Below are 20,306 nucleotides of genomic sequence, written 5' to 3' on the forward strand. Positions count from 1 at the left end.
ATACCTGGGGTAGAGGAGGAGAGAAGGAGACGATGGAGGTTGCCCGTTTTCAAGGTCTTAGTATAAAAATCCATCCTACGTTCTTACTGGTTTTAGTTGCTTATGGGGCCCTGGGTTTAATCACCCAGGCTCTTCTTATCTTCCTTTTGGTTATCGGCCATGAACTAGCTCACCTACTAACGGCCAAAGCCTACGGCTTTCGAGTGATTGGGCTTGAAATCTTCCCTTTTGGAGGTGCAGCCTATTTTGAAGACCTTTTTGAAGGAAGAAAGCTTGAAGAGAGTATAGTGGCTCTTGCAGGTCCTGTCTTTAACATAGTACTCCTGTTCGCTGCCCAATCCCTCCGCTGGGAAGGATTCTGGACGGGCCCAGTATCAGAGGATTTTGTACGTTTCAACCTATGGCTTGCTGCCTTTAATCTTATTCCAGTGCTACCGCTCGATGGGGGACGAATCGTTCGCGCTCTTTTCTCGGATGCTTTTGGCTTTGTTCCCACTACAAAAGTATTGGCCAGAGGGGGGCAAGGATTTGGGATACTCCTTGCTCTGTGGGGATTGACAATCATCGGGAAAGGTAACACAATGGATGGAATACTCACCCTTTTTATCCTTGCCGCTTTTTTCTGGATATCCGGGAAAAAGGAAATTTCCGCGGCTCGCATCACCTTTCTCCGGCAAATCACTCGGAAAAAGGAAGAGCTTCTCCGTAAAGGTCTCATGAGGAGCAAAGCCATCACTGTGACCGCCGATGTGCCGCTCGTCCGAATCGTGGAAGAGTTGACCCCCGATCGCTACGCTCTCATTAACTTGCCTGGAGAAGACTTTTCTCTCGAGCGAACGTTGACGGAAACCCAAGTCGTTGAAGGCATGCTGAAAAAAGGGATCCATTATCCTGTAGGTAAACTCTAAGCTGCTCATGCTTCCGTGCAAATCCTCCTGTTCTGTGATATAATATTTAATTACTAACATGAACAAGGAGGACAATCTTCAATCATGAGTGATATGAAAGCGGCAGATATTCGTAAGCAGGTCGAGCGCTTCCTGCCTAAAGTATTGAAGCCGAGCCGGTATTTAGGAACGGAATGGAATTCGATTCGCAAAGACTGGGATCAGATGAAGGTTCGTATGGCTTTCGCCTTCCCAGATGTATACGAAGTAGGGATGTCTCATCTAGGGACCCGGATACTTTATCACCTCGTCAACTCGTATGAAGACTTCCTTTGTGAACGGGTTTTTGCCCCTTGGATCGACATGGAAGAGAAAATGCGTGAGAAGAAGATTTCGCTTTATGGACTCGAATCTTACCGTCCACTTAAAGAGTTTGATATCGTTGGCTTTACTTTGCAATATGAGATGAGCTTTTCAAATATTTTAAACATGCTCGATCTCGCTGAGATTCCGCTTCGGGCAAAGGATCGTGGGCCAGAGCATCCTTGGGTTATTGCCGGAGGGCCCTGTGCCTACAATCCGGAACCCATCGCACCGTTTATCGATTTCTTTATGCTCGGAGAGGGTGAAGAGACCCTTCCAGAACTTCTGAGACTGATGGCAGAGCAAAAGAAAAACCCGGTTTCACGGGAAGAATTCCTACTTAAAGTCGCTAAAATTCAAGGAGCATACGTGCCAGAACTCTACGAAGTTCACTATAAATCAGATGGACGAATCGAGAGGATTGAAGCGGATTCTCGTGTTCCTAAGACGATCGAAAAAGCCATCGTTAATAATTTGGACACTGCTTTTTTTCCGACGAATCCGGTCGTCCCTTATATGGAAATTGTGCATGATCGAATGATGCTTGAAGTCATGAGAGGTTGTTCCCGAGGCTGTCGTTTCTGCCAAGCGGGGATGGTTTACCGACCGGTTCGTGAACGTTCAGCAGAGACTCTTCTAAGACACACGGATGAACTTGTAAAATCCACGGGCTATGAAGAAATTTCACTCACCTCACTCTCCACAGGAGATTATAGCTGTATCCAGCCCGTTATTCGGGGAATTCTGGATAAGTATAGCGAAGATAAAGTGAGTGTTTCGCTTCCTTCCCTTCGCTTAGACTCCTTTGATGTCAAACTCGCACAAGAAGTTCAGAAGGTTAGAAAGTCAGGACTGACCTTTGCTCCAGAAGCGGGGACACAACGTCTGAGAGACGTCATTAACAAGGGGGTCACAGAGGAGGATCTGCTCCAAGCCACAGAATCTGCCTTTAGAGCAGGGTGGTCCACGATTAAGCTCTATTTCATGATTGGACTTCCAACCGAGACACAAGAGGATCTCGACGGAATTGTTTCCATGGCGAAAAAGGTAGTTGAACTTGGGACGAGACTCGGTCGACGCAATGTCACCGTTACCGTTTCCACGAGTTCCTTCGTACCGAAGAGTCATACTCCCTTCCAATGGGAACCTCAGGAGGGAATGGCTTCTTTAGACCAAAAACAAAAATATTTGAGGGAAAAGCTGCGGGATCGTCGCATAAAATATAATTACCACGATGTCAAAACGAGTTACCTGGAAGCCGTTTTTGCCAAGGGGGATCGACGCCTTGCGGATGTGCTCGAAAGGGCTTTTGAAAAGGGCTGTAAATTTGACGGGTGGTCTGAGCATTTCAAGTATGAAACGTGGTTAGAAAGTTTAGAGTCCCTTGGGCTTGATCCACATTTCTATGCGAATCGGGCCATGGATTATGATGATGTCCTTCCCTGGGACCACCTTGCAAGCGGCGTAACCAAGCGCTTCTTAATGGGAGAACATCGTCGGGCCTTAAAGGAAACAACGACGAAGGATTGTCGTTATGTCGATTGCACCGGGTGTGGAATCTGCCCGGATCGGGGAATTCAGATTGATTTGAAAGGGTGAGTGCCTTGAGGGTAAGAATCGCCTATACAAAACTTGAGGAAGCCAAATATATTGCTCATTTGGATTTGGCAAGAGTCTTTGAGCGCTCTTTACGGAGGGCTGGAATTCGCACAGCCTATTCCGAAGGATTTAATCCGCATCCAAAAATCTCCTTTGGTTCGGCTCTTGCAGTCGGGGTTGAAGGGGAACGGGAGTATGTAGATATCGAACTTGAACAAGATCTTGATCTTAAAGAAATCATTGGACGGTTGCAGGAGCAACTACCTGGTGGAATTCGCCTCATCGATGTGCGGGTGATTTCACAAGGAGCAAAAGCGCTGATGGCCGTTCTGAATGCTGCGAGTTATCGAATTACGGTCCCTATGGGGCTTCCGGTCAGTGAAGAACGGTTGCAGGAAGGGATCTCTGCCTGGCTAGGACGTGAGCATATTCCTTATGCACGGTATAGTAAAAAAGGTCGAGTCGAAAAGGATATTCGTCCTTGGGTTAAAGTGCTTACTGGGCATATCCAAGGTGATGAAGCCGTTTTCGAGCTAGAAGTCGAAGTGGGGAACCAGGGGAGTGTCAGAGCGGAAGAAGTCATCGCCAGTCTCTGTGACCTGGAGGAACTACCTTTGGATTTAGATACTTTGAGTACGAAACGCATCGGGATTTATGTGAGCTATGAAGGGCAGAAGTTGTCCCCTATGAAATATGAGGCCTTTGGGAAGTGAGGAAAAGCTCTTGAAAGAGATTGTACTGCAAGGCCAAGGTCAGACCATGCGAGCAGCGGTATTGGAAGAGCGTGAACTCATTGAGGTCTATGAAGAGGAAGGCTTGGTTTCTCGACTTGTTGGGAATATCTACCGAGGACGAGTGGAAAATATTTTACCTGGTATGCAGGCTGCCTTTGTAGATATTGGGCTTGAGCGTAATGCTTTTCTCTATGTAGGTGATGCTGTTCCGCCTCGCTATGAAGAGGAGGAAAAACTCCCCGCATCCTCAGAGATCCGAGTGGAGCAAGTTCTTAAGCCTCGTCAGGAACTCCTGCTCCAGGTGATGAAAGAACCTGTGGGGTCGAAGGGTGCCCGAATCACTACGAATCTGACAATACCGGGTCGTTATGCTGTTTTGATGCCGAAAACGGACTATATTGGAGTCTCTCGAAAAATCACTGCAGAAGAAGAGCGTACCCGACTTCGGGAACTTGCACGCAAAGCCTGCCCGCCGGGAATGGGAATGATCGTCCGGACACTCGCAGCAGGAATTGATGGCAAGGAGCTTGCTGAAGATCTTAATTACCTGGTAGAACTCTGGGCTCGTATTGAGAAGAAAATTCCGTACGTTTCTGTCCCGGGGCTGGTTCATCAAGATGTAGATTTAGTCTCTCGGGCTATCCGGGATTGGGTCGATCAAGAGGTAGAAGTTATAACGGTCAACCAACCTGAAGTTGCGGAGGGAATGAGAAACTCCTTAAGAGAACTAGGACATCCTGCGGCGAATCATGTGCACTTGGTTTATAAAGAAAATATTTTTTCGGACTATGGTATCGAGGATGAAATTCGTAAAGCTTTACGCCCAAAAGTCTGGTTGAAGAGCGGAGGATATCTCATAATCCAACAGACAGAGGCACTTACCGTGATTGATGTGAATACTGGGAAGTATGTCGGACAGCGCTCTCTACAGGACACAGTCTTGCATATAAATCGTGAGGCTGCAGAAGAGATTGCCAGACAACTTCGCATGCGTAATCTAGGTGGAATTATTATCATCGATTTCATTGATATGATTTCCGAGGAAGATAAAGGGAGGCTTCTTGCAGTTCTTGAAGCTGCCGTAGCCCGAGATAAGGTCAAATGTCAGATAATGGGGCTTACTCAGCTCGGACTCGTTGAGATGACCCGGAAGAAAGTCGGACAGACGTTGGCTGTAAGGTATAGTAAATTGTGTCCCACCTGCGATGGATTGGGCAGAATATGATTTCAAAGACAAAGAAAAGGGATGAAGGTCTTCTAGGAGGAGACTTTCATCCCTTTTTCATGTTTATTGCATTGGTATAGTTAGAAACCCGTCGGATTTTCCATCCCTTGGACTAGCTTTTCGATTCTTTCTTTGGGGATTTCATAATCCGTGATTAGCCGTATTGCATTTAATAATTTGTCAGGGTGTGAAGATTGAAAGATATTTCTCCCGATAGAAATTCCTTTGGCACCGGCTTGGATTGCATCGTGGATCATGAATAATAATTCGCTTTCAGAAGAAGTCTTCGGTCCGCCTGCGATCACCACAGGAACTTTAACGCCATGGGTCACTTCGGAAAAGGATTCGATTGACCCGGTATAATTCACTTTGATAATATCTGCTCCGAGTTCTTGGGCGATGCGAGCAGCATGTTTTATTTTTTTAGGGTTGAACTCACTGCCTTTTGAGTCATCTCTGACGTACATCATAGCGAGTAAGGGGATTCCCCAGCGTTCACAGTCGTCCGAAATCTTGCCAAAGTCACGAAGCATATAGGACTCAGAGATATTGCCAAGGTTTACATGGATGGAGACCGCGGTGGCACCCAGTCGTATAGCATGTTTAACTGTAGAAACGAGTTCTTTGCGATTCGAGTCGGGAGATAGGTTAGAGGATGCAGAAAGATGAACGATGAGTTCGCACTGACTTGCCCCCAAGAGGTCGGAAATTTGCGGGACTTGCCCTTTATGAAGGACGACGGCATCAGCCTTTCCTTTGGTTAAGAGACCGACGGTTTTAGCAATATCCTCTAATCCTTCAATCGGGCCGACAGTTAAGCCATGATCAAGCGGTACAATGATAATCCGATCAGAGTGTTTAAAGAGACGTTTGAGACGAAGGTCTTTTCCAGTCACTTTTTTGTCCTCCTGTAGTTGATTGAAACCTTATTTTTCAAGAATCGTTTCGTTCACCTTAATTCCGACGTGACGTCCTGGTTCGCTCACGTAGGATAGAAGTTGATCCCCGGGTTTGATAAGTGTTGCGTTTTTCGGTTTTCCGTCAGCTCCCATGATTCTGATATGCCAGTCGTCTTGAACGATAACGTTAATCTCTTTCCCTGCGGCTTCACCTTTGATGAGGAGTAAGGGTCTAACCTCAGTTTTTATTCGTCCGACGCTGAGAGTTCTAATCTCGCCTTGGGTGTTCACGCAGAGAACATGACTCCCCGCCGAAAGATCGGTAAGGTATTCCGCTGTGTTGTTAGGCATCCAGACATAGGAGTGGATTGCCCCTGCATTTACTCTAAAAGGCCGTAGATTCATATAGGGCAGGTAATGGGTCTCAGAACAAACGAGAATTCCGCCTTGTGAAGTGGAACCGATGAGCATTCCTTCCTCCTGGGTCATCAGACCGGTAGTATCAATGCAGGATCTCATGCCCATACCGATATGCCGAACCTCGCTGACGGTTAAGGGAATGAGTTCAAGTTTTGCATAGTCTTGCTTTTGCAAGGCATCACAGACTTTGATGATTTCATGAATATCTATACTTGAAAAAGCGACTCCGTCACTCCCTTGCTCCATGACCCCGAAGCATACTTCCATGTCAGTTAAATTAGTGACGGGCTTTAGTATATTTGTCTTTCCTTTTTGGAGTCTCGCGATGATGAGCTCAAGGGGAATATTGGTCGGCAAGTCAAAATCCACAAGGAGATAATCGTAATTGGCGGCCTCTTGCCAGGCGGCTTCTAGTGCGGATCGACCTACGATATCAAAGAATATGCAGGTCTTTAGCCCTTTTTCTTGTGCATATTTAAGAAGACTCTGATCACTTGAAAAAACGGTTACCCCGTTTTCAAGCTCACGGATCGTCTCGGGTGTAGTTACTTCGACCATGAGTTGAGTTTTTAAGGGATAGTGTCCTTCACGCCATTGGGTTTCAGTAAGGATTATTTTCTGAATGACAGAATTGTTTATAAGGCTCCAGATATCCTGGCGTTCTATCGGGAGGAGCCTCCCATCAAACCACACCTCGCGTGAAGAGTATCTTTCTTTTTCCAATACGTTCATCTCCCATCCTGATAGCTATAGACTCAATCAAGAACCACAATACTCAAGAATATTGTATTCGCAGGACGAGCTAGAGGTGAGTGGATAAGGAGTGTTGGACACGAACATTTACCATATAATGGAATATATTAAAGTATGATCCGAAAGGCTAATTGTTGAAGTGGGGTGTAGTTCATTGGAGAAGATCTATGAATGTAAGAAATGCGGTGCGCACCATCTGTCCTCGGATTGGGTGGAGATGACCTTCAAGGTGAGTCAGATTTCAGCTCAAACTTACACGATTTATTATTGTCCGTCCTGTGAGCAAGCAAGCACCTCACAAGATATTGATTTTTTGTCCAATGGGCTCGATGCAAGATTTTGGCCCTACTCGGAAGCTAAAAACGAAATTCTTGATCAACACCCAGAAATGATGAAGTGGTTGTAACTAAGTTTGAATTGAATCTCCATGATGTCAGGGACATTTATGATTTAGTGCCTCCTTTTTTAAAGGCCAAAAAAGTAATAAAGGATTAACGAATTAAAAACTTAGAGAAATAGTAAAAGGGAGCTGCCTCTTGAGAAGGCAGTTCCTTTTTACTTCTAGGCAAGAATAGAATCGAATGATCAGCTAAGTTAGTGCTGGCTTTCGCTCTTTTCCAATGAAAGGGCGATTCTTCGGGAGAAGATCACTTTCGTGATAAATTCTTATAGTTTTTCCTGCTTAAGGCGCTCGATGATTTTGGGGTCCTTCGTGACTTGTAAGAGTTTAGCCCAAACTCCTTGGGTCTGTTCTTTTTTTCCAAGACGTTTATACGCCACACCTAAATCATAGAGTACCTGGCAGTAGAATTCTTTCGTGAAGACCTTACTGTCGCGTTCGTACAGGGAAACGAGAGTATTAAAATCCTCAATAGCGGAGGCTGTGCGGTGGAAGAACATCTCAGGAAGATTAAAGTTAACGTAGGCTCGAATACTCCGAATTTCAATATTTTGTAGGTCCTTTAAGATGACTTTATCCAGTATTTTTAGTCCTTGGAGAGCGAGCTTGAGTTTTTGGTTAGGGTCTATCGAGTCGCGTCCTAAGAGGGAGGTCACACTTCCAAGGTAAGCTTCGGACACAAGGTCTTGGGGATCTGTCTCGTGAATTTTCTTAAAGATATCATACGCTTTTTTTACGGCATTTTTGTCTCCTTGTATTCCGAGCTCATGGAGTTTTACGCCTTCTGCAAAGAGCTTTTGCTTATTTGGGTCTGTCGCCATACATGTGGCCTCCTTATTTTATATCTCAATGAATCGCCTGAGCTCCTCTTCTTCGGCTTGAAATTGCTCCGGAGTCCCCCCATAGACAATCTTTCCCTTGTTCATAATATAGATATAGTCCGCTATTTTAGCTGCAAAGCGGATATTTTGTTCCACGAGAAGGATGGATAGTCCGGAATCTTTTAGAGTGAAGATTTTCTCGCCGATATCTTTAATAATAGTCGGAGCAAGGCCTTCGAAGGGCTCATCCATCAAAAGCATATCCGGGTCGGTCATCATGGCTCGACCGATAGCAAGCATTTGTTGTTCCCCTCCGCTTAAATTCTTCCCCGGTAGTTTAGAACGTTCCTTTAGAACAGGAAATAGATTGTAGACTCGTTCAAGGGTAGGAACGAGGTTTTCGGTATTTTTTTCAGGACTAGGATATTTCCTTTGACCAATGATAAGGTTTTCCTTGACGGTTAGGGAACGGAAAATTCTTCTTCCTTGTGGGACGAGGGCCATGCCCAACTGGGCGATTTTATAGGGAGGAAGCCCACTGATGAGATGGTCTTGATACGTAATTTTTCCTCGGCTGGGCGGGTTAAAGCCTATGATTGAATGAATTGTTGTTGTCTTACCCATACCGTTACGTCCGAGTAAGGCGACAACTGAACCCTTTTCTACCTCGAACGTAACTCCTTGGAGGATATGACTCTCACCATAATGAGCATGAACATCACTGAGTTTAAGCACTTCGGCCAACCTCCTTAATCGGCTGTACCAAGATAGACTTCCTTGACCCGTTTATCGGAGCGGACTTCCTCTTGAGTCCCTTCAAAGAGTACCTTTCCATAATTCAAAACGGTAATGTAATCAGCGAGATCAAACACAACTTCCATGTCGTGTTCAATGATGAGGACTGTAATCTCTCGGGTAAGATTGCGAATCATGGATGTGATTTTATGGGTTTCTACGGAGGACATGCCTGCTGTAGGTTCATCAAGGAGGAGTAGCCGAGGGGATTGAGCAAGAGCCAAAAGAAGTTCGACCTGACGTTGCTCCCCATAGGAAAGTTCTTTTACGAGAACATCTCGCTTATCCCACCAGCCGCAATCCTCAAGAAATTCTTTTGGCGTAAAGGGGGATTTATGGGGCAGTAGTGCGAGATGGATGTTTTCAAGGAGCGTTAGATTAAAGAAGAGATTGTTCTGTTGGAACGTTCGGGCAAGACCCAATTTTGCTCTACGGAAGGAAGGGAGATGTTCCGATTTTTTGCCAAAGAGTGAGATCTCTCCTGAATTAAGGGGAGTTACCCCACTGATGACATTAAATAGAGTGGTTTTCCCAGCACCGTTTGGTCCGATAATGGCGCGTCTTTCTCCTGCTTCAATAGCGAGCGAGACATCTTGCAATACGGCAAGCCCTCCGAACGTTTTACTCACGTTTTTTATTTCTAAAGCTTTCATAGTTCCTCAGACCCTTTTTACTTAGTTTTATTGCGTACCCAACGACGCCATCCCTAAGATACATAACACAGAGGATGAAAATGATCCCCATTGACATCGGCCAACGCTCTGTCTGAGCACTAATAAGGTTTTGGAGGACAAAAATGGCACCAGCTCCTATGACAGGCCCGACTAAGGTTCCTGCCCCACCTACAATCACCATGAGGATGACCAGGCCAGACATAGACCAATCCAATTGTTGTGGGCTGATAAACCCATTGAAGTAGACAAAGAAAACCCCAGCTAACCCTGCGAGGCCACCAGCAATAGTATAGGCTAGGTATTTTATCACCCATGTGTTATATCCCAAGGCCTGCATCCGGGATTCGCTTTCTCTGACTCCTATAATGGATCGACCTAGCTTTGAACGGATAATTCTCCATAGGATGAAGCTTGACAGGACAAAGAAGGCGAGGACGAGATAGTAGAAGTTTTGGGAATCCCACATGGAGATAGGTAGCCCGAGTTCTGGTCGGGGAATCCCAGACAAGCCGTCATCTCCTCCAGTGACTGAGCGCCATCTCCAGGCAAGAGCAAAAACCATCTGGCCAAAGGCCAAGGTGATCATAAGAAAATAGGGACCTGAGCTCCTTAAGACAAGTGTGCCTAAGAGGAAAGCAAGGAGAAGGGAAACGATGACACCGGCCAGTAGGCTAAGCCAGAAGTTTTCGTACCCCCGTGTAACAAGGATGCCGGCGGTATAGGCGCCGATTCCAAAAAATGAAGCATGATTAAAGGAAACTAAGCCGGTATACCCCACTAATAGATCGAGGCTCATCGCGAAGAGACCAAAGATCAGGACCTGGGTCATGAGGCTTAAACCATACGGTGTAAGAATCAAGGGAGAGGTAAGTAAGGCGAGTAGGGCAGCAATACTTCCAATAAGGGGGAATCGGAGCCTTCTTTGCTTCATTGTGATTCCTCCTTCCCCAGTAGACCAGAGGGTTTAAAGATGAGAACCAAGGCCATGGTCACGTAGATGGTAAACATAGCGAAATCAGGAAAGAATGCCTTCCCGAAGGTTTCCGCAAAACCAATTAAGAGACTACCCAGGAAGGCTCCTTTCAGGGTTCCAAGACCACCGACAACGACTACGGCCAAAGCGAGGACGAGGATTTCGAAGTCCAGACCGGGGTAAGCCCCGACGATTGGCCCGCTTATCACTCCACCCAGTGCAGCTAAAAATGCACCTAAGGCGAATATTCCTGAAAAATAGAGTTGAATGTTGATCCCCAGCCCACTGACCATTTCTTTGTCATCGACCCCGGCTCGAATGATGATGCCTGTTCTGGTTTTTTCTAAAAAGGCCCAGAGCAGTAGCGCTATACCTAAGCCGATGACAATCATGGCGAATCGATAGATTGGGAATGCTTCCCCGAGGATCGAGACCGAACCCTCTAAGAAGCTTGGTTTGGGAAGGATGCGAGGCACTCCTCCCCAGATCCATTTTGCAAGGTCAAGAAAAAGATAAGCAAAACCAAAGGTCAGAAGCACTTGATCCAGTTCCCGCTTATAAAGCTTTCGGAAAAAGAAGCGTTCCATGACTACTCCTAATAAAGCTAATGCGGCTCCTGCAGCAAGTAACCCAAAGAGAAAGTTACCCGTCTCTTGAATGATTACAAATCCCAGGTAAGCCCCTAGCATGTAATAAGAACCATGCGCGAGGTTAACAATCCCCATTAAACCGAAAATCAGGGAAAGCCCGGACGCCAGTAAAAAGAGTAGAAGCCCGTAGGAAATTCCATTCAGTATCTGAATAATGAGTGAAGAGAAATCCATTACTTTCCCTCCCGAGCTTTACTTCTTGCCGGTCCAGTAATCGGAAACGTTCGGGATGCTTTTAATGACGGTGTTGACTAGCTTGCCGTTGACTTTCTCGACTTTTCGAATATGGGTGTCGAAAATTACGTTTTGGGTTTTTTGGTCGAATTTGAAGGGGCCTCTGGGGGCATCGAACTGGACTTTTCGGATTGCATCGAGAAGTTTTGCTTTATCTGCGGTATTTCCACCGGTAGCTTCGAGCGCTTTTACAATGACTTGTGCGGAGACATAGCCTTGTTCTGCAAACATGTTTGGACTATCTCCGTACTTCGCGGTGTAATTTTTTACGAACTTTTGGTTCTCTGGAGTTGTCAAAGCTGCGCTGTAGTGTAGAGCACTGATAATTCCCAAGGCAGAGTCTCCTTGGCCAGGGAGAGAGGACTCATCGACGAGGTCACCAGCACTGTACAACGGAATTCTTTTGAGCCCATATTCATCATATTGCTTGACAAACTTGATGGAATCGGCTGCAGAAAAGTGAACAAATACAGCATCAGCATTCTTGACTTGGGCGAGATAAGGGCCGTAATCCGTGGTGCCTAGCTTCGGATAGATTTCTTGGATGACTTCACCGCCAGCTTCTTTAAAAGAAATCATGAAGCCTTCGGCCTTTTCTAAACCTGCTGCGTAATCGGGTGCCATGACAACGACTCTGCGGATATTCAGTTCGTTATACAAGTATTTGGCAAAGGGATATTCATACTGACCATTGGCAAAGGAAACCCGAAAGATGTACTCACTGCCATCTCCTCGAGTTAAGTCACGAGCACCTGCATTGGAAATGATGAAGGGAAGTTTATTTCCAACCACATAGTCTCGGATAGCATAAGCGACAGTACTACTGACGACTCCGGTTAAGATATCAATTTTTTCACTTTCGACGAGTCTCCGAGTTTTTTGCAAGCCTACTTGCCCGTTCATTTCGGAATCTTCCTTAATGAGCTTGATTTCTCGACCTCCAGCTTTCCAGCCGATTTCGTCTAAGTACAATTCCGCTCCTCGGGTAATGTCGACTCCATTGCTGGTAAAAACGCCAGTATAGGGAACGAGGAGTCCGATTTTTACAGGATCTTGATTGGTTTGTCCTTTGTCAGCGGGACCATTACCTGTCTGAGTACCACAGCCGATTCCCGTAAGGCTCAAGAGGATGATGAAAAAGAGGATACCTGCTCGGACGAACAAATTTTTTTTGCGCATTTCTTTTAGTTCCCCCTTTAAATTGGACAGAAAGTATCTATCCTTTTTCTGAAATCTCTACCTCCAGCTTATTCTTTGGGGTCTTAAACGGTGTTTGGGCTTTTAACTTTCATTGAATTATTATTGAATTATTATTGAATTTTGCACATATCCAAACTTGCATGCATACTTTATAAAAGACAAAAACATAAGGTTCATATGGAGGTTAATTAAAAGGAGAAAAGGAGGTCTGTCTAACATGCGGGTAACATTCAATATTAGCTCGGGATCCGAAGATCCCAAACAAGCCGTTGAGCTGAAGGAGAAGTTAGAAGCTCTCATGGCAGAATACGGACTACAAGGACTCACGCGGGGCGACGAGTATAGCAAGCGGGCGATTTTCAACGGTTCCTATCGTACAGAAGCTAAAGAAGAATAATATACTTAAAGCCCACCACACCTGCCGAAAAAGGCAGGTTTTTTTTGTCTGAGACAGGGTGAAACGAGGGGACAGGTCCCTTGTTTCAAAAGAAGACAGTGTTTTATATGAGCAAACGAAAGGCAAGGGTGAATAAAGGAAAGAGATAGGTTAATATTCAGAGAGAAAGAAAGTTCAGGGCTCTATGGTAGATGAATTGGGCAGGGGTACATTTAAGAAGTAATAAGACACTTGCTTGGAGAAAAGGTAAAAAAAGGTAAACTGAAATAAGAGATAAGGGCTGGGGCCAGGGGAATTACCCTCTGGCCCCAGCCCTTAAAAAGTTTTGCTAGGGCGATAGTTAGGTCATCGTTTTTCTTTGAAACGAGGGACATGTCCCCTTGTTTTAGGATTTTTTGGCTATTCTTTCTTCGTGCGTTTTGCTCTGCTCATTGCTTTCTCTAGGGCTGCAGCTCTGGCTTTTTCTTTTTCTTCACGACGTGCTTTTTTCTCCTCGGGACTGAGTTTCACCGGTTCTGGGACTTTGGTCACGATCGGAGGGGTTTCCTCCTTTTTGTGATCTTTTTTACGTTTACGAGAGGTCGTTTCGGGGACAGGAGGAACGGCGTGATCTTTTTCACGCTCTTTGCGACGACGATGTTTTTTCTCTACAGGTACATCTGTAGATTTTTCTGGGGTTCTTTCTTTGGAGATCTTCCTTTCCTTTCGACTGCCTTTTTCTTTTGATCTCTCTTTCGCTCTTTCTAGAGCAATATCTACGGCTATTTCCTTGAACTTATCCCGAATCTTGTCTTTATCCATATCGACTGCTCCTTCCTGCTCACCTTCTACCAAGTTATTGTATTTGGGATCGATAGTAAGTTTTGAAAGCTTTTCCCAACATTTTGTGGCTTTCTCATGATCTCCGGTGCGCTTATAACATGCTCCTAAGTCGTAGAGAATTTGCAAATATTCTTCTTCCGGGAAAACGCTGTGATTTCTTTCATAGGCTAATTTTAGAAACTTAAATTCTTTAATAATCTTTTCATTTCCACGGAAGAAACTGGGAGAATAATGATACATGACTTTTGCTAGGAGAAGATGTAAGAGATAGTTATTCGAATCATTGGCGATGGCTTTATTCAGATGGTTCATGCCCTTAAAAAAATAGTGATAAATCTCATTAGGATCGGTTTTACTTTGCCCTAAAATAGCCATGCTGCTACCGAGATACCCTTGTGCTAGTGGATTGGTGATATCTGCTTGATGGGCCTTGAGTAAAACTTCGTAGGCTTTGGCACTTACTTTCTTATTTCCTGTGCTAGCGAGCTCGTGCAGTCTAATCCCTTCGAGGAGAAGTTCCTTTGGGTTTTGGTCTGAGTTCAAGCTCAGAAGGATTTCAGAGTTTTCATTGAGTAGCTCATCGACAAAATTCTTGTAGGGGGTGTCCCCGCATTGAGAAAGTTTATCCCAAGTCGAATGAGCTTCTTCTGTCATTTCTAATCGTTCATAGGCATCACCTAAATCATAAAGTATTTGCCAATACGTCTCTTCGGGGAGAAGGGAGGAATCGTCCTCATACCGTTTAAGGATATAGTTAAAATCATGAATGGCGGTAAGGGTTCGCCTAAAAAAGGCTTCTGGAATTCGGTAACTGTTGTAGCCTCTTATAAATCGGATGGTAATATCGTCTGGTCTTGAGTTCACTGCTTGATCGAGAGTCTTGATTGCATGAGAGGCATGTCGGAACATGATGCTGGTGTCAGAGGAGTTTAGTCCTAGGAGAGAGAGGCAATCTGCATAGTAGGCTTCAATTAAGGGGTCATGGGGATCTCTCTTATGGGCTTGCTTGAAGATGTCAAACGCTTTTTCAAGGGCATATTGATCCTCTGCAATAGCCCGACTGTGCAGGGAGATACCTTCCTGAAGTTTCTCATCATACATGAGTTTAGACCATTCATTTTTAATCCCGGATTTCCGTTCGGGTTGTTTCTTCCAGCGAGGAAGGTCAGAGCCTAGGATTCCTTCTTGTTTTATAAGAACTTTGTATTTTGGGTCGTTGGTCAGGGATAAGAGCTTGCGGCAGGTAGACTCTGCATCGTTTCTCTTGTCCATACGATGGTAGGCTAAGGCTAATTCGTAGAGAATCTGATAGTAGAATTCCTTCGGGAAGAGGGAGTCGTCTTCATCATTGCGCGATACTAAGTAAGAAAAATCTTCAATTGCGGTATCGCTGCGATGAAAGAACTGCTCGGGAAGTCTAGAGCATACGAAAGCGCGCAACCCGCGAATTTCCACATTTTCTGGCTCCATGGAGACCACTTTATCGAGAATTTTCAATCCCTTGATGGCAAATTTGAAGCGATCATTTGCATCATCGGCATCCCGTCCCATTAAAGAGATGACACTTCCGAGATAGGCCTCTGCCAATAGGTTTTGGCGATCATCTTGGAGTACGTGAATAAGCAATTTAAAGGCTTGTGGAACGGCTTCTTTTTCTCCTGCGAGCCCCAATTGATAGAGGGTCATCGCTTCGGAAAAAAGTTCATCGGTTGATTTGTCGCTAGGATCGATGAAATCTGAATCTAAGGACCAGATTTTAATATGGCGAATCTCTGCTAGAGTGTCAGAAATTGGAGGGAGGGGTTGCTTAGGAGGCTCGCTTTGAGGGAGGTTAAGGACAACTTCGAGGGGTGCTAGGTCTTCCGGGGGTGAAGTTGAGTCCACTGGGAGGGAATAAGGGTCTACTTCGGGGGAAGCAGAGTCTGCTTCATAAGAGCCAGAGTATTCTTGAAAAGTCGTGTGATTAAGGTCATTAAGGTCATTAAGGGTAGTTTCTGTTTCCAGCTCCGAAGGCACTACGGGTTCTTCTGTAATCAGCGATTCTACTTCTTTCGGAGCCTCAGGTTGAGGGATGGATTCCTTTCGAAGTGGGACCTTCGAAGATCCTTTAACCTTGTTCAGGACATCTATCATGGTATCTAGGGTTTGTTTAATAGGGATATTGATGGGTTGATTGGCGATCTGCTGATTGGCGACCTGTTGCGTACCGAGTGATCGTGGTTTTACTCGAGGGTTGGACGTCTTTGTGTTCGGTGTGAGGGGGGAGATTTCCCATGGGGTCTTAGAAATTTCGTTAGGAGTATGATATTGGCTTGTAGGGCGAGTTCTTTTTGTAGCAAAGGAATTCTTGTGAGGGGGTTCAATGGGTCTTTTGGGTGAGTTTCTTTCGACGGATTTCGTCCCCTTAGGGAGTGGGGCGCTGGCCTTATCCGGCTGTTTTTTCACTTTGGCCCACGGTTTTAGCCAAGAAGTTAATTTATTCGAGCCGGATTTAGATTTTGTATTTTTTAACATTGGACAACTACCCTCCTATACGGCGCGTGATTCGCCTATAATATCTTTTCTCACTGTATTCCGCTACTCAAAGGAGTGTGAATCGGAGGATGTGATTAACCTTCGGCCCGGCTGCTAGACTGTGATGTTTTGGCCCAGGGACAAATTCGCTTTTCTAGCCACGCCACAAGCGAGAAAAGGCCAATTCCAAGTGCAGCTAGGATGGTAACCACGGAAAAAGCAAGGGGTCCATTCATTTGAGAGGTTGTTATTAACAGGGAATAACCAAGACCCTTATCCGCATTGACAAATTCACTAATTACGGCACCAATAACAGCCATACTTACGGAGACGCGTAATCCGTTAAACAGGTAGGGAAGGGAGGCAGGAAAGCGGATTTTTAGGAAAGCTTGGTACCATTTCGCTCCAAGCACATCGGAAAGCTCGAGTAACTCTCGGTGAGTGGATTGCAGTCCTGAGACCATACCGACCATAATTGGAAAAAAGCACATGAGAAAAACCATTGTGACCTTGGTTAATTGCCCCAGACCGAGCCAAATCACGAGGAGAGGTGCAATGGCGACTTTGGGGATGGACTGGGTCGCAACGAGGAGTTTATAGAGGGTCTTTTCGAGTACGGGGGAATAGGCGATAATCACTCCGAGTAGAATGCCTACCCCAAAGGCCAGAACGAAGCCAATCAGAACCTCCCGTAGAGTCACGAGGGTATGCATCCAGAGATACCCGGAGGATTTAAGCATCTCAGCAAGAATGGCGCTTGGGGCAGGTAATAGCCATTGCTGCACTTTGAAAAAATGAACTAAGGCCTCCCAAAGGAGGATCACGACCCCAAAGCTCAGAAGGGTCATGACCCATTCATTATTGTAAAGCCGTTTCCAGCGACTCTTCATCGACTATGCCCTCCTTTCACAGTGCGTTAGAGCCAAGGAGTCCGTGCACCGTTTTGGCACAGGTGCTGAAGTCCTGTTCATAGAGCTGTTCTTCCTTTCTGGGGCGGGGCAGAGGGACCTCGATAATGGAGGCAATCTTTCCTGGCCTTGGCGTCATCACGATAATCCGATCGGCGAGAAATACGGCTTCTTGAATGTTATGCGTCACAAAGAGTACGGTCGTTTGTTTCACGCTCCAGATATCCAGTAACAGTCGGGTGAGTTCAAAGCGGGTGATGGCATCGAGTGAGGCGAAGGGCTCATCCATGAGCAATATTTTAGGTTCCGAGATGAGCGCACGGCAGATCGAAACACGTTGCTGCATCCCATAGGAAAGCTCCTGTGGTTTGCGATGGATGAAGTCCTTCAGTCCGACCATCTCGAGTAGTTCGATGGCTAAAGGTCGGGTCTGAGACAGATTTTGCCCTCGAATCTCACTGGGTAAAAGCACATTATCGAGTACTTTGCGCCAGGGTAGTAAAGCGGGTTGTTGGAACACCATGCCCAAGAGATGTCGGTGGTTTTTTTGGAGGGGTATGCCATCGACCAAAATGCATCCTTTCGACGGTTCAATCAACCCGGATATGAGCTTAAGCAGGGTTGTCTTGCCACATCCACTAGGTCCGACAATCGCAACAAATTCTCTATTTTTTACTTCCAGATTAATCCCCTCTAGTGCTGTCATGCCCTCGCCAGGGGCAAACCAGTAGTTTTTATCGACATCGATTAAGGAAAGCAACGCAGTCAATACCTTCCCCCCTTTTTCATTCATTTCTTTCTGTGCTATTTCTTAGGCGGATAGAGGGGCTCTTTAGGCAGGAATTCTGTGGTGTAAATTGTTTCTGGAGAAAGCTCTTTTTGGAGTTCATAAGCATCTATAACGTATTTGATGGTTTGTGCCATCCGTTGATCTGACATCGAACCTAGTCCTTTGGCTTGGGCTTCCTCCCCAGTAATCACTTGATATTTTAATTCTGCCTCCCACATCTTGACTGAAAGATCTGGATCAGTCTCCGGAACATACTTCTTCATGATTACTCCTACCTCGGAGGGGTGTTCCAAGCTATATTGAAGTCCTTTCAGGAACCCAGCGACAAATCGGCGTACAAGCTCTGGATTCTCCTTCATGGTATCTTCGTGTACGATGATGGACTCTCCATAGCGATTTAAATGACCATCATCTTTATAGGAGAAGAACTGAGCCGGCTTTCCGATGAGTTTTTCTACTCGGGGGATATACTTATACATTGTTGTGAGGGTATCCGCTTGCCCTTGAGCAAAGGCCGAATAGTGAAGCGTTGGATCAAGGAGTTGCCACTTCACCTTGTTTGGATCGATCCCTGTAGCTTTAGCAAAGGCAGGAAAAAAGAGAACGATCGAGGAACTCGCTGAACCAATGATGGATTTCCCTTCAAGATCTTTAGGCGTCTTAATCCCTAATGAATCGTTGTAAATCACAATTCCAGGATAAGATTCTTTAAAGTTAGCAACGGCTTTCACTTGGACATCCTCTTTGGCCCGGGCCAGGATGAGGCTACCAACATCTGCAATCCCGAAGTCTGCCTTTTTCGTAGCAATCTTCGTGACTGTATCTCCTGAGCCATAGCCTCGGATGATGTTGACATCTAGATTTTGCTCTTTCCAGAAACCCTTTTCCAGGGCTACCCAATAGGCGGGGTCTTCCGGTAGCCACTGAAGGTTGAAAGTTACTTTATCGAGGGTTGCTGGATTGGGAGTTCCTACAGGGCTTGGTGAGCCTTGGGAGCTACAGCCTATCGTTCCGATTATTAGGGAAAGGATTAATAGTGTGAAGGTGATGAACTTTAGGGCTTTTTTTAGCATGGGGCAACTCCTCTCGTTCTGAATTTAGTCTTGGGCGTAGCTTTTCGTACAGTTATACCTTTGGGCGTGAATCTCCATGCTTAGGCCTAAAGGTTGTGCTATTTCTTAGTCGGGAAGATAGGCTCTTTGGGCAGAAATTCCGTGGTGTAAATCTCATCCGGGGAAAGTTCCTTTTGGATCTCGTAAGCATCTAAGACGAATTTGATGGTCTGTACCATGCGTTGGTCTGACATCGAACCGAGACCTTTACTTCGGCCTTCTTCTCCGGTAATCACCCCATTCTTCAATTCTGACTCCCACATCTTGACAGCAATTTCGGGGTCGGTCTCTGGAACATATTTCTTCATAATTAGCCCAACTTCGGAGGGATGTTCCAAGCTATATTGAAGTCCTTTCAGGAATCCGGCTACAAATCGCCGTACAAGCTCAGGATTCTCCTTCAAGGTATCTTCGTGTACGATGATGGACTCTCCATAACGATTTAACTGACCATCATCTTTGAAGGAGAAGAAATGAGCTGGTTTTCCGGTGAGTTTTTCTACCCGAGGGATATGCTTATACGTTGTTGCGAGTGCATCCGCTTGCCCTTGAGTAAAGGACACAAATTGGAGCGTCGAATCCATGAACTGCCACTTCACCTTGTTCGGGTCAATCCCGGTAGCTTTCGCAAAGGCTGGAAAAAAGAGAACGACCGAGGAACTGGCTGAACCAATGATGGATTTTCCTTCAAGATCTTTAGGTGTCTTAATCCCCAGGGCATCATTGTAAATAATAATTCCGGGATAAGTTTCCTTGAAGTTAGCAACGGCTTTCACTTGGACATCTTCCTTGGCTCGGGCTAGGATAAGGCTGCCTACATCGGCAATTCCGAAGTCCGCCTTTTTCGCAGCAATCTTCGTTACCGTATCCCCTGAGCCATAGCCTCGGATGATTTTGACATCTAGATTTTGCTCTTTCCAGAAGCCCTTTTCTAGAGCAACAAAATAGGCAGGGTCTTCCGGTAGCATTTGAAGGTTGAAAGTTATCTTATCGAGCGCTGCTGGATTGGGAGCTCCTGCAGGGCTTGGTGAGCCTTGGGAGCTACAGCCTACCGTTCCGATTGTTAGGGAAAGGAGCAATAGGGTGAAGGTAATGAACTTCAAAAGTCTTTGTGGCATGGGTGGGCTGGCTCCTTT

Annotated in this window: 19 protein-coding genes; 6 read left to right on the forward strand and 13 right to left on the reverse strand. The window is 45.7% G+C overall.

The genetic code is table 11. The annotated features are described in order from the left end of the window. Positions 1 to 32: 32 nt before the first annotated feature. The 4 genes from ACZ42W_RS03400 to ACZ42W_RS03415 all read left to right on the forward strand — a co-directional run bounded on the left by ACZ42W_RS03400 (position 33) and on the right by ACZ42W_RS03415 (position 4,808). Positions 33 to 908, forward strand: a complete 876-nt coding sequence (locus ACZ42W_RS03400) for a M50 family metallopeptidase (RefSeq protein WP_464168517.1) — start codon at positions 33 to 35, stop codon at positions 906 to 908. A gap of 84 nt (positions 909 to 992) precedes the next feature. Then, positions 993 to 2,849 carry a TIGR03960 family B12-binding radical SAM protein gene (locus ACZ42W_RS03405; protein ID WP_464168519.1) on the forward strand — a complete coding sequence of 619 codons (1,857 nt, stop codon included), beginning with the start codon at positions 993 to 995 and terminating at the stop codon, positions 2,847 to 2,849. Then, positions 2,846 to 3,562, forward strand: a complete 717-nt coding sequence (locus tag ACZ42W_RS03410) for a TIGR03936 family radical SAM-associated protein (protein ID WP_464168520.1) — start codon at positions 2,846 to 2,848, stop codon at positions 3,560 to 3,562. Before ACZ42W_RS03405 ends, ACZ42W_RS03410 begins: the two co-directional genes overlap by 4 nt. A 10-nt stretch (positions 3,563 to 3,572) precedes the next feature. Further along, a complete protein-coding gene (locus ACZ42W_RS03415) occupies positions 3,573 to 4,808 on the forward strand; it encodes an Rne/Rng family ribonuclease (RefSeq protein WP_464168521.1) in 1,236 nt (411 codons plus the stop codon). 80 nt (positions 4,809 to 4,888) lie between these two features. Here the strand turns inward: ACZ42W_RS03415 and ACZ42W_RS03420 are convergent, their stop codons facing one another. Beyond that, complete coding sequence (locus ACZ42W_RS03420; protein ID WP_464168523.1) at positions 4,889 to 5,704, reverse strand: 2-amino-3,7-dideoxy-D-threo-hept-6-ulosonate synthase; 816 nt, start codon at positions 5,702 to 5,704, stop codon at positions 4,889 to 4,891. Between the two features lie 30 nt (positions 5,705 to 5,734). Continuing rightward, positions 5,735 to 6,850, reverse strand: a complete 1,116-nt coding sequence (locus ACZ42W_RS03425; protein ID WP_464168525.1) for a 3-dehydroquinate synthase II domain-containing protein — start codon at positions 6,848 to 6,850, stop codon at positions 5,735 to 5,737. 184 nt (positions 6,851 to 7,034) lie between these two features. On the opposite strand from ACZ42W_RS03425, the gene ACZ42W_RS03430 reads away from it, so the two are divergent. Further along, positions 7,035 to 7,286, forward strand: coding sequence for a hypothetical protein (locus ACZ42W_RS03430; protein WP_464168526.1), 252 nt, complete (start codon positions 7,035 to 7,037; stop codon positions 7,284 to 7,286). 260 nt (positions 7,287 to 7,546) lie between these two features. On the opposite strand, the gene ACZ42W_RS03435 is transcribed toward ACZ42W_RS03430, so the two are convergent. From ACZ42W_RS03435 to ACZ42W_RS03460, 6 genes are read right to left on the reverse strand one after another with little or no spacing between them, the layout of a single operon-like run. Next, entirely contained in the window at positions 7,547 to 8,101 is a 555-nt protein-coding gene (locus ACZ42W_RS03435) for a tetratricopeptide repeat protein (RefSeq protein ID WP_464168528.1), read from the reverse strand. 18 nt (positions 8,102 to 8,119) lie between these two features. Beyond that, the gene (locus ACZ42W_RS03440; RefSeq protein ID WP_464168529.1) at positions 8,120 to 8,836 is read right to left on the reverse strand and encodes an ABC transporter ATP-binding protein; all 717 of its coding nucleotides are present in this window, start codon (positions 8,834 to 8,836) and stop codon (positions 8,120 to 8,122) included. A 14-nt stretch (positions 8,837 to 8,850) separates the two neighbouring features. Next, positions 8,851 to 9,549 carry an ABC transporter ATP-binding protein gene (locus ACZ42W_RS03445; protein ID WP_464168531.1) on the reverse strand — a complete coding sequence of 233 codons (699 nt, stop codon included), beginning with the start codon at positions 9,547 to 9,549 and terminating at the stop codon, positions 8,851 to 8,853. Next, positions 9,518 to 10,501 (reverse strand): branched-chain amino acid ABC transporter permease, encoded by a 984-nt coding sequence (locus ACZ42W_RS03450; protein WP_464168533.1) that lies wholly within the window; start codon positions 10,499 to 10,501, stop codon positions 9,518 to 9,520. Before ACZ42W_RS03450 ends, ACZ42W_RS03445 begins: the two co-directional genes overlap by 32 nt. Further along, positions 10,498 to 11,367 (reverse strand): branched-chain amino acid ABC transporter permease, encoded by an 870-nt coding sequence (locus ACZ42W_RS03455; protein WP_464168535.1) that lies wholly within the window; start codon positions 11,365 to 11,367, stop codon positions 10,498 to 10,500. Before ACZ42W_RS03455 ends, ACZ42W_RS03450 begins: the two co-directional genes overlap by 4 nt. Before the next feature lie 18 nt (positions 11,368 to 11,385). Then, positions 11,386 to 12,606 (reverse strand): ABC transporter substrate-binding protein, encoded by a 1,221-nt coding sequence (locus tag ACZ42W_RS03460; RefSeq protein ID WP_464168537.1) that lies wholly within the window; start codon positions 12,604 to 12,606, stop codon positions 11,386 to 11,388. Between the two features lie 238 nt (positions 12,607 to 12,844). On the opposite strand from ACZ42W_RS03460, the gene ACZ42W_RS03465 reads away from it, so the two are divergent. Further along, the gene (locus ACZ42W_RS03465) at positions 12,845 to 13,024 is read left to right on the forward strand and encodes a hypothetical protein (RefSeq protein ID WP_464168539.1); all 180 of its coding nucleotides are present in this window, start codon (positions 12,845 to 12,847) and stop codon (positions 13,022 to 13,024) included. A gap of 399 nt (positions 13,025 to 13,423) precedes the next feature. Here ACZ42W_RS03465 and ACZ42W_RS03470 read toward each other — a convergent pair whose 3' ends face one another. The 5 genes from ACZ42W_RS03470 to ACZ42W_RS03490 form a co-directional block, all read right to left on the reverse strand. After that, positions 13,424 to 16,360 carry a tetratricopeptide repeat protein gene (locus tag ACZ42W_RS03470; RefSeq protein WP_464168541.1) on the reverse strand — a complete coding sequence of 979 codons (2,937 nt, stop codon included), beginning with the start codon at positions 16,358 to 16,360 and terminating at the stop codon, positions 13,424 to 13,426. 95 nt (positions 16,361 to 16,455) lie between these two features. Continuing rightward, a complete protein-coding gene (locus ACZ42W_RS03475; RefSeq protein WP_464168543.1) occupies positions 16,456 to 17,250 on the reverse strand; it encodes an ABC transporter permease in 795 nt (264 codons plus the stop codon). Between the two features lie 16 nt (positions 17,251 to 17,266). Continuing rightward, positions 17,267 to 18,037 carry an ABC transporter ATP-binding protein gene (locus ACZ42W_RS03480; protein ID WP_464168545.1) on the reverse strand — a complete coding sequence of 257 codons (771 nt, stop codon included), beginning with the start codon at positions 18,035 to 18,037 and terminating at the stop codon, positions 17,267 to 17,269. Between the two features lie 35 nt (positions 18,038 to 18,072). After that, positions 18,073 to 19,131: an ABC transporter substrate-binding protein gene (locus tag ACZ42W_RS03485; protein WP_464168547.1), complete on the reverse strand. Its 1,059-nt coding sequence runs from the start codon at positions 19,129 to 19,131 to the stop codon at positions 18,073 to 18,075. 98 nt (positions 19,132 to 19,229) lie between these two features. Further along, entirely contained in the window at positions 19,230 to 20,288 is a 1,059-nt protein-coding gene (locus ACZ42W_RS03490) for an ABC transporter substrate-binding protein (RefSeq protein ID WP_464168549.1), read from the reverse strand. Between the last annotated feature and the right edge of the window lie 18 nt (positions 20,289 to 20,306).

This window comes from Desulfitobacterium elongatum (assembly GCF_055378975.1).

Coding starts and splice junctions, on each gene's coding strand:
- ACZ42W_RS03400 (WP_464168517.1), top strand. CDS start 33: ATGGAGGTTGCCCGTTTTCAAGGTCTTAGTATAAAAATCCATCCTACG.
- ACZ42W_RS03405 (WP_464168519.1), top strand. CDS start 993: ATGAGTGATATGAAAGCGGCAGATATTCGTAAGCAGGTCGAGCGCTTC.
- ACZ42W_RS03435 (WP_464168528.1), bottom strand. CDS start 8,101: ATGGCGACAGACCCAAATAAGCAAAAGCTCTTTGCAGAAGGCGTAAAA.
- ACZ42W_RS03445 (WP_464168531.1), bottom strand. CDS start 9,549: ATGAAAGCTTTAGAAATAAAAAACGTGAGTAAAACGTTCGGAGGGCTT.
- ACZ42W_RS03450 (WP_464168533.1), bottom strand. CDS start 10,501: ATGAAGCAAAGAAGGCTCCGATTCCCCCTTATTGGAAGTATTGCTGCC.
- ACZ42W_RS03455 (WP_464168535.1), bottom strand. CDS start 11,367: ATGGATTTCTCTTCACTCATTATTCAGATACTGAATGGAATTTCCTAC.
- ACZ42W_RS03460 (WP_464168537.1), bottom strand. CDS start 12,606: ATGCGCAAAAAAAATTTGTTCGTCCGAGCAGGTATCCTCTTTTTCATC.
- ACZ42W_RS03465 (WP_464168539.1), top strand. CDS start 12,845: ATGCGGGTAACATTCAATATTAGCTCGGGATCCGAAGATCCCAAACAA.
- ACZ42W_RS03470 (WP_464168541.1), bottom strand. CDS start 16,360: ATGTTAAAAAATACAAAATCTAAATCCGGCTCGAATAAATTAACTTCT.
- ACZ42W_RS03475 (WP_464168543.1), bottom strand. CDS start 17,250: ATGAAGAGTCGCTGGAAACGGCTTTACAATAATGAATGGGTCATGACC.
- ACZ42W_RS03485 (WP_464168547.1), bottom strand. CDS start 19,131: ATGCTAAAAAAAGCCCTAAAGTTCATCACCTTCACACTATTAATCCTT.
- ACZ42W_RS03490 (WP_464168549.1), bottom strand. CDS start 20,288: ATGCCACAAAGACTTTTGAAGTTCATTACCTTCACCCTATTGCTCCTT.